Consider the following 5,635-nt stretch of genomic DNA (forward strand, 5'->3'; position numbering starts at 1 on the left):
CTAAATCGGCTCTTAAACCGCAACTGAGAGCCAAATACAAATAACGACGGCCGCGACGACCGCATAGATGCCCAGCCGCACCGCGAGTCCGGCGGGCTCGACGTCGTGCAGGAACATCTCGGCGCCGCCGAAGGCGAGCGCACCCATCCAGAAGAGAAACGCGGCGCGGACCGCGCCGGGGACGGCCGACCGGCCGAGGCGGGTGTGCGACAGAGTGGAAGTCATGTCGCTGAGCCTTCGCCGATCGGCGGCACGAAACACTCCGACCAGCCACCGGATCTCCGGTATGGCTGGCCCCACCACGCTCGGCCCCGCCCCGGAGACGTGGGCCCGGTGAGTGGCGCCTGGTAAGAGGACCATCGGCTTAGGATTCCGGGCATGCGGTTCACCGTTCTCGGCGCGTGTGGGGCCTGGCCGGAGGCAGGCCAGGCCTGCAGCGGATTCCTGCTCGAGCACGACGGATTCCGCCTGGTCCTCGAGCTCGGTTACGCGACGGTGCCGCGGCTGCTGCAGCACGTCGAGCCCGGCGACGTCGACGCCGTCGTCATCAGTCACGGTCATCCCGACCACTGCGCCGACCTCAACCCGCTGCTGCGGGCCCGGGCGCTGCGGGACGACCCGTCGGCCCCGTTACCGGTGTACGCGCCGCCCGGCGCGCTCGACGCCGTGCTGGCTCTGGACCGTCCCGGGATGCTGTCCGACGCGCTCGATCTGCGCGAGTTCACACCGGGGGACGACTTCGAGATCGGCCCGTTCCGCGCGCGTACCCGGCTCCTTCCACATCGGCCCGTCAACGCCGGCGTCCGCCTGACGGCCGGCGGGAGCTCGCTGGCCTACACCGGCGACAGCGGTCCAGGGCCGGAGACGGTGGCGCTGGCCCGCGATGCCGACGTGTTCCTGGCCGAGGCGAGCTACGTCGACAGCGTCCCGGCCGACTCCGTCGAGCACCTGTCGAGCGCGCGGCAGGCCGGTCGGCAGGCGGCGGAGGCCGGCGCCGGCCGGCTCGTCCTCACCCACCTGCTGCCGGGCACGCCGCACGCCGCCGCGCTCGAGGCCGCGGCCGGCTCGTATGCCGGCCGGATCGACGTGGCGACCGCCGGCTTCGAGATCGACCGGTGGTGACCGCCATTTCCACCGGCGGGAAGCCGGCCGGGACGCTAGCGTGAGTCTCCGACCCCCGAGGAGCGGCGGATGAGTCTGGAAAAGGTGATCTTCGGCTTCTTCGTGCTGCTCGCCGCGACGCTGAACTTCGGGTTCTTCATCGGCGACCTGTCCGACCCGTCGTTGCACAACGTCTACGAGCTGTTCGCCGCGGTCGTGGTGAGTCTGATCGCGACCGTGCTGAAATTCGGCGACCGGACCCAGATCGGGGCGGTGCATCTGGCCACGAGCCTGGTGGCCGACCTGCAGCTGATCGCCGCCGCGCTGATGTGGGCGTATGCGACCCAGATCTCGTCGGCCGGCCTCGACGGTCAGGCGATGGCCAGCGTGGTGTCGCTGTCCGGCGGCGCCCTGCTGGCGAACCTCGTCTCGGTCGTGCTGCTGGTGATCGAGACCGTGTCGTTCCACCGTCGGTGACAGGGAGGCGTCGTGGCCCGATCCACCCGGCAGGCGTCGCGTCACCCGGGCCGCGGTGAGGGCGGGCGGCGCGGCCTGTTCGGACGTACCCAGGACAACTCCTCGACGATCTTCCTGATCCTGCGCCGGATGCGCGCCCCGCTGATCGTCCTGATCATGATCTTCGCGGTCAGCGTGCTGGGCCTGTCGCTGATCCCCGGCCGCGACGCGGCCGGGCAGCCCGCCCGGATGGGCATCTTCGACGCGTTCTACTTCATGAGCTACACGGCCACCACCATCGGATACGGCGAGATCCCGCAGCCGTTCACCGGTGCGCAGCGGCTCTGGGTGACGGGCACGATCTACTTCACCGTCGTCGGCTGGGCGTACGCGATCGGGTCTCTGCTGACCCTGCTGCAGGACCGGGCGTTCCGGCAGGCGCTCGCGCTGCAGCGCTTCACCCGCAAGGTGGTCCGGCTGAGCGAGCCGTTCCTGCTGATCGTCGGGTACGGGCAGACCGGGCAGTTGCTGGGCCGCTCGCTGGATGCGCTCGGCCGCCGCTTCGTGGTGCTCGACACCTCCTCCGGCCATGTCGACTCGCTCGACGTCGACCAGTACCACGCCGACGTTCCCGGGCTGGCCGCCGACGCCCGCGACCCGCACACCCTCGGCCTCGCCGGGCTGGAACATCCCCGCTGCGAGGGGGTGCTGGCGCTGACCGACGACGACGAGGCGAACCTGGTGGTGTCGATGACCGCCGCGCTGATCCGGCCGGATCTGCCGGTCATCGCCCGGACGACCTCGCCGACGATCGCCCACCGGATGCGGGCCTTCGGCTCACCGACCGTGGTCAACCCGTTCGACCGATTCGGCGACCACCTCCGGCTGGCGTTGCACGCCCCCGCGTCGTACCAGCTGATGTCCTGGCTGGTGAGCGGCCCCGGCGCGGCCCTGCCGGAGCGTGGCCAGGCCCCGGCGACCGGCCGCTGGGTGATGTGCGGCCACGGCCGCTTCGGGCAGGAGCTCACCGCCGACCTGCGGGCCGAAGGGCTCGAAGTGACCATCATCGACCTCGACCCGGGCGCCGGCGCAGAGACCGACGCGGGCGCGGACACCGGTGCGGACGCGGACACCGGTGCGGGCGCTGACACCGGTGCGGACGCGAATGCCGGGATCATCGTCGGTGACGCGTCCGACCCGGCGGTGATCGCCCGCGCCGACCTCGAACAGGCCGTGGGCCTGGTCGCCGGCACCGACAACGACACCACGAACCTGTCGCTGATCGCCGCCGCCCGCAAGATCAATCCGAGCCTGTTCATCGCCGCGCGGCAGAACCGCCCGGCCAGCGCACCGCTGTTCGCCGCGGTCGACGTCGACTGGCTGCTGGTCCCGACCGAGGTCATGGCGCGAGAGATCTACGCGCAGCTGAGCACCCCGCTGCTGTGGCGGTTCCTGCGGGACATGCTCAACCAGGACGACGACTGGGCGGCACATCTGGTCGATCGCCTGCGGCGGCAGTGCGGCAGCCACCTGAGCCGGGTCTGGAAGGTCACCCTGACCGGCCGGGAGGCTCCGGCGCTCGGGCCCTGGCTGCGCGGTGGCGACGCCCGCATCGGCGACCTGCTCCGCAGCCCCCAGGACCGCGAACGGCAACTGGACGCTGTGCCGCTGCTGCTGTCCCGGCACAGCGGGGAAAGCATCCTCACGCCGGGCGACGACATCACGGTCGCGCCGGAGGACCAGATCCTGTTCGCCGGCCGGCCGGCCGCGCAGCGCCACCTGATCGACACGATGACCAACGACGCGGTCAGCGAATACGTGCTGCGTGGCCGGTGGGTGCCGTCCGGCTGGCTCTGGCAGCGGCTGACCCGCCGCATCCCGCACTCGGGGCAACCATGAGGCGTGGCTCAGTGCCGCGTTGACGGGGCCGGGCGGACGAAGCCGCCCGGCATCGGGTGGGCCTGAGCCGTCATGCCGGAGCGGACGGCCGGGTCGCCGGCCGCGATCCGCTCGATGTGGGCCTGGTCCTCGGCCTCGACCACGGCCAGGCCGTACGGGCCGGCCGGGTCCAGCACCGCGCCGAAGCACACCGCCACGCCGTCGGCCAGCAGGCCCTTCCAGTATTCGGTGTGCTCCGCCATCACGGCTTTCTCCTCGTCGGTCATGTCGACGACGAAGGTCGGCCTGGGTGACTGCAATCGGTACGCGAAGATCACGATGTCGACTCCTGAAAACTCTCGAGGATCATGGTCCAGCCCCTGTTGTAGGAGCCGCCGAGGTAACCGCCGCCGGGCAGCGCGCACTCCTTCGCCAGGTCGGCCTCGGACATCGCCTCCCAGCCGCGATGCTCGACCTCGACCCGGGTCAGCGCCGGGCCGAGCGGTTTGAACCGCAGCTCCACCTCGGTGGTCGCCGGCGTCATGCACCAGGTCATGACGAATCGCCGCGGCGGCTCCCACGAGACGACCTCGCCCCACACCACGGTGGTGTCGTCGTCCCAGCACTCGTAGACGCGGCCGCCGGCGTGCTGCTCGAACACCACGTCGACGGCCCGCTCGGGGTTCGCCGAGACCGGACGCAGCGGCCACCACTGGCCGATCGTGGTGACGAACGACGTGAACGTGTGGGCGACATCGCGCCGCACGAGCGTTGCCTGACGGACCGGCGGGCGCCGCAACGCCACGGGTTCAGCCGACACGGCGTACCTCCTGATCTGCCGCATCGCCCTCGGCCAGGCGCCGCGCGATGTCCAGCGATGATGCCCACATGTCGTCGAGGAAGCGGCGCAGCGCGTCCAGCCCGTCCGGCCGGGCACGGTAGAGCCGGCGGGTCCCGTCGCGGCGCTCGTCGAGCAGGCCCGCGCCCTTGAGCACGGTCAGGTGCTGGCTGACCGCCGTACGGGTGACGTCGAACGCCGCGGCGATCTCGCCGGCGGCCAGTTCGTCGTGCGCGACAAGCTGGAGGATCTCTCGCCGGCGAGGTTCGGCGAGAGCCTTCCAGGCGTGATCTCACTGCTCCACAGGCCTACTTTGTTCCCGTCCGGGTCCAGGAACAAGGCGATCCGGCCGGAATCGCCGGGCAGATCCATCGGCGGGACGATGGTGGTCCCGCCGAGCTTCTCGGCCTTCGCCAGGTACGCGTCCAGGTCGTCGACGCGCGCGTAGATGCGCACGCCCGGCCCGTCGTCGTCGGAGGCGGGCCCGATCCCGCCGCCCACCGCGTCGTCGCCGTTGCCGGTGTCGACCATCGCGTAGCCGTCCATGGCGGGGTCGGCGTCGGCCGTCCAGTCGAAGAGCTCGGAGTAGAAGCGTCGCGCCCGCTCGGCGTCGCCGCTGATGATTTCGAAGTAAGCGACCGGTGCACCCATCAGGACCTCCTGTATATGTCAGTGGAGACTAACGTTAGCCAATGCTGACGGAGACGTCAAGGGAGGTGGGCGCGTTCGCCCTGCGCGCCGAAGAGCGTCATCAGCTCGGCCGGCTCGTCGCCGGCGCTGCCGATCCAGTGCGGCGTGCGGGTGTCGAACTCGGCGGCTTCGCCCGGGCCGAGGAGGAACTCGCGCTCACCGAGCACGAACCGGACCCGCCCGTCGAGGACGTAGAACCACTCGTACCCGTCATGGGTCTGCATCTTGGTCGTGGGAGCCCCGCCGGCCGGCGGATACACCACCTTGTACGCCTGGACGCCGCCGGCCCGCCTGGTCAGCGGCACCACCGTCAACCCGGATCGGCGCACCGGCCGCAGGTGGATGCGCGGGTCGCCGGTTGGCGGGGCCGCGACCAGGTCGTCGAGCGGGACGCCGTACACGCGGGCGAGCGGCAGGAGCTGCTCGAGCGTCGGGCGCAGCTTGCCGTTCTCGAGGCGAGACAGGGTGCTCGCCGTGAGGCCGGCCTCGGCCGCCAGCTCCGCCAGTGTGGCATTGCGGACCCGGCGCAACGCCCGCAGCCGCGGACCGACGCCGGCCAGCACGTCCTCTTCGGCACCCATGGCCTCATCTTGCGGATCGGCAAGATTTCTTGCAAGAACGGATCGGTCTCGCGGACGCTGGCCGGATGACGAAGGACACCGGGCCGCCACC

General features: G+C 71.1%; 9 protein-coding genes. 3 read left to right on the top strand and 6 right to left on the bottom strand.

The features are described 5' to 3' along the window. Positions 1 to 12 precede the first annotated feature (12 nt). Positions 13 to 225, bottom strand: coding sequence for a hypothetical protein (locus AB0M20_RS24085; protein ID WP_364301700.1), 213 nt, complete (start codon positions 223 to 225; stop codon positions 13 to 15). Between the two features lie 153 nt (positions 226 to 378). Here AB0M20_RS24085 and AB0M20_RS24090 point away from each other — a divergent pair, with 153 nt between their 5' ends. The 3 genes from AB0M20_RS24090 (at position 379) to AB0M20_RS24100 (ending at position 3,456) form a co-directional block, all read left to right on the top strand. After that, complete coding sequence (locus tag AB0M20_RS24090) at positions 379 to 1,122, top strand: MBL fold metallo-hydrolase (protein ID WP_364301702.1); 744 nt, start codon at positions 379 to 381, stop codon at positions 1,120 to 1,122. A 69-nt stretch (positions 1,123 to 1,191) separates the two neighbouring features. Continuing rightward, positions 1,192 to 1,578 (top strand): DUF6394 family protein, encoded by a 387-nt coding sequence (locus AB0M20_RS24095; protein WP_364301704.1) that lies wholly within the window; start codon positions 1,192 to 1,194, stop codon positions 1,576 to 1,578. Positions 1,579 to 1,590: 12 nt separating this feature from the next. Then, entirely contained in the window at positions 1,591 to 3,456 is a 1,866-nt protein-coding gene (locus AB0M20_RS24100; RefSeq protein WP_364301706.1) for an NAD-binding protein, read from the top strand. Between the two features lie 8 nt (positions 3,457 to 3,464). Here the strand turns inward: AB0M20_RS24100 and AB0M20_RS24105 are convergent, their stop codons facing one another. The 5 genes from AB0M20_RS24105 to AB0M20_RS24125 are packed head-to-tail and all read right to left on the bottom strand — an operon-like array spanning position 3,465 to position 5,544. Beyond that, complete coding sequence (locus AB0M20_RS24105; protein WP_364301708.1) at positions 3,465 to 3,773, bottom strand: YciI family protein; 309 nt, start codon at positions 3,771 to 3,773, stop codon at positions 3,465 to 3,467. Beyond that, a complete protein-coding gene (locus AB0M20_RS24110) occupies positions 3,770 to 4,255 on the bottom strand; it encodes an SRPBCC domain-containing protein (RefSeq protein WP_364301710.1) in 486 nt (161 codons plus the stop codon). The genes AB0M20_RS24105 and AB0M20_RS24110 overlap by 4 nt, the downstream gene beginning before the upstream one ends. After that, the gene (locus AB0M20_RS24115; RefSeq protein ID WP_364301716.1) at positions 4,245 to 4,523 is read right to left on the bottom strand and encodes a metalloregulator ArsR/SmtB family transcription factor; all 279 of its coding nucleotides are present in this window, start codon (positions 4,521 to 4,523) and stop codon (positions 4,245 to 4,247) included. Before AB0M20_RS24115 ends, AB0M20_RS24110 begins: the two co-directional genes overlap by 11 nt. Then, positions 4,433 to 4,924: a VOC family protein gene (locus AB0M20_RS24120; protein ID WP_364301712.1), complete on the bottom strand. Its 492-nt coding sequence runs from the start codon at positions 4,922 to 4,924 to the stop codon at positions 4,433 to 4,435. The genes AB0M20_RS24115 and AB0M20_RS24120 overlap by 91 nt, the downstream gene beginning before the upstream one ends. Positions 4,925 to 4,980: 56 nt before the next feature. Beyond that, positions 4,981 to 5,544: an XRE family transcriptional regulator gene (locus AB0M20_RS24125; RefSeq protein ID WP_364301714.1), complete on the bottom strand. Its 564-nt coding sequence runs from the start codon at positions 5,542 to 5,544 to the stop codon at positions 4,981 to 4,983. Between the last annotated feature and the right edge of the window lie 91 nt (positions 5,545 to 5,635).

This window comes from Actinoplanes sp. NPDC051633, assembly GCF_040681735.1.
GTDB lineage: Bacteria > Actinomycetota > Actinomycetes > Mycobacteriales > Micromonosporaceae > Actinoplanes.

Coding starts and splice junctions, on each gene's coding strand:
- AB0M20_RS24085 (WP_364301700.1), bottom strand. CDS start 225: ATGACTTCCACTCTGTCGCACACCCGCCTCGGCCGGTCGGCCGTCCCC.
- AB0M20_RS24090 (WP_364301702.1), top strand. CDS start 379: ATGCGGTTCACCGTTCTCGGCGCGTGTGGGGCCTGGCCGGAGGCAGGC.
- AB0M20_RS24095 (WP_364301704.1), top strand. CDS start 1,192: ATGAGTCTGGAAAAGGTGATCTTCGGCTTCTTCGTGCTGCTCGCCGCG.
- AB0M20_RS24120 (WP_364301712.1), bottom strand. CDS start 4,924: ATGGGTGCACCGGTCGCTTACTTCGAAATCATCAGCGGCGACGCCGAG.
- AB0M20_RS24125 (WP_364301714.1), bottom strand. CDS start 5,544: ATGGGTGCCGAAGAGGACGTGCTGGCCGGCGTCGGTCCGCGGCTGCGG.